This window comes from Riemerella anatipestifer (genome assembly GCF_009663465.1).
GTDB classification, from domain to species: Bacteria; Bacteroidota; Bacteroidia; order Flavobacteriales; family Weeksellaceae; genus Riemerella; species Riemerella anatipestifer_C.
Genome location: NZ_QXHU01000002.1, coordinates 268,204 through 269,962, shown reverse-complemented (window position 1 = coordinate 269,962; position 1,759 = coordinate 268,204). Strand labels below are relative to the sequence as shown.

The window sequence follows — 1,759 nt, the reverse complement described above, 5'->3', positions numbered from 1 at the left end:
ACGGTTTACTTCACTTTTTCAAAGCCTGCCGCCTTCATACTATCTAAGATGCGTTTACCGGGGCGATAGTTTACGCCTACCGATTTAATAAGACTTTGGGTAAAATCTTTCTCCGTGGCGGCTCCGCCGCTGCTTAGGGTAGGATACAGCGTCCCCAACTTCTCCAAACGCACGATTTTGCTGTCCGACAAAGCATTTTGTATCACATTCTCTAAAGCGATGATAACGCCTTTAATATCTGCCTCACTGAGGGCAGAAAACTTCTCGATTTGTTTTACGAGCTCGTCTATACCTACCTCGCCGTCTGTGGCAGCACTGGCATACCACTTTTTGTTACCGCCGCCGCTTACACCCGGCTGACCTCTTTCTACTACTTTAAATTTAATTGACATAATACATTTATTTTATGGGTTATACTTTAGTTTATTTATCTTATATATAGGGAAAGGATTTTACCCTTTTGTTTTTTTGAGCTAAGCCCACTTAGTTATCCTTAATGCAACGCACGCTATGGGCTAAGGAACGTTCGGTGCTGCCGCCTGTGAAGCTATCGTAGCTATTGAACCATAGGTACCGAGAGTAGGGGCTGTGCTGCACGCTGCTCCACAAGATGCCGAAGATGCCCTGAAAGTTGATTGAGCCATCGCTCTTATAGCGGTAACCATTGGTAGGCAGACGAAGCACCCGCTCGTTCCACATCGCCGGCAAATAAGAGCTACTATCACTATTACCTACATTCTGTCCCGTAATGGCATTATGTAAAGCCACTTGTTCATCGTGAGTAGGCACGTAATAACCCGAAGGACAAGGGTTGGTCTTACCCGTACCTGAAGACTGCCATAAATCCTTTTGAGTAGATGCTGCATTCAAGGTATCATTAACCCAACCCCAATAAGTTGAACTAGTACCTACGATAAAATTATTATGATTAGGGGTCGTCCAAGAATCAGATAAAGTAGTGGCGATAGTCGCATACTTAGGCGTACCACCTGTGGAGGAAGACCAAGTCATCAACTCGTGCCCATCTGGGTTACGCTGCCATTGGAAGAGCGAACCATACGCACGCCAGTCCATCTTAATTTGGTCGGCAGTTGGATTAGATAGCAGCACTGCGGAGGAGGTGTCTGTATAATCTAAAGCTCCCGCTTGATAAGTTGGGTCAAACCACGGTGAACCTACTTTTGCATAATCTGCACCTAGATTATTATTGAGCCAAACCCTACCATCAGGTCCTTGGATTGGAAGATAGACAAAATTATGCTCTTCCACATCTTCACCATAACCTACACATTGCAAGGTGGTCTCTTTAAAACATCGGTCAGGAACGCCTGTAAGGGTTTGTATTTTGAGCGTGGTAGTACTGCTCCCATTTAGGCTAATGGTGTAGGCATTCGCATTGCTAATAGCATTGCGGTATATGCCATCTTCTGGAGCTAGGGCAGGGTAGTAAGTAGCCCCACTCACATTCTTTAGTTTAGCTTGTATAGTGCCTGTTGCCCCTGTAAAATTACCTGCTGGGTAAGACAACTTAAAATCTTGCATATAACCACTCTCATTTTTTAGGGCTAAGGTTTGTTCGTAAGCGGTATAAGCCCCATCAGTGGGCAATGCACCGCTGTAAGGGATATTTACTATTATTTCTGCTCCAGCAGCTATTCCTGCATCTTGTAAGCTACTCCCCTGTATCAAGTAGTTTTTTCCTTTATTTTTAAAGACTATCCACTTAATATCTTGTACTGCTCCCAGAGCGGCTGTTGCT

At 44.6% G+C, this 1,759-nt stretch carries 1 protein-coding gene and 1 pseudogene; both read right to left on the bottom strand.

Annotation, left to right across the window (positions count from 1 at the left end; translation table 11 throughout):
- Positions 1-5 precede the first annotated feature (5 nt).
- Positions 6-392, bottom strand: a complete 387-nt coding sequence (locus tag D1003_RS03485; protein WP_153935743.1) for an HU family DNA-binding protein — start codon at positions 390-392, stop codon at positions 6-8.
- A 91-nt stretch (positions 393-483) separates the two neighbouring features.
- A pseudogene (locus tag D1003_RS03480) lies at positions 484-1,759 on the bottom strand (fibrobacter succinogenes major paralogous domain-containing protein); the annotation flags it as partial.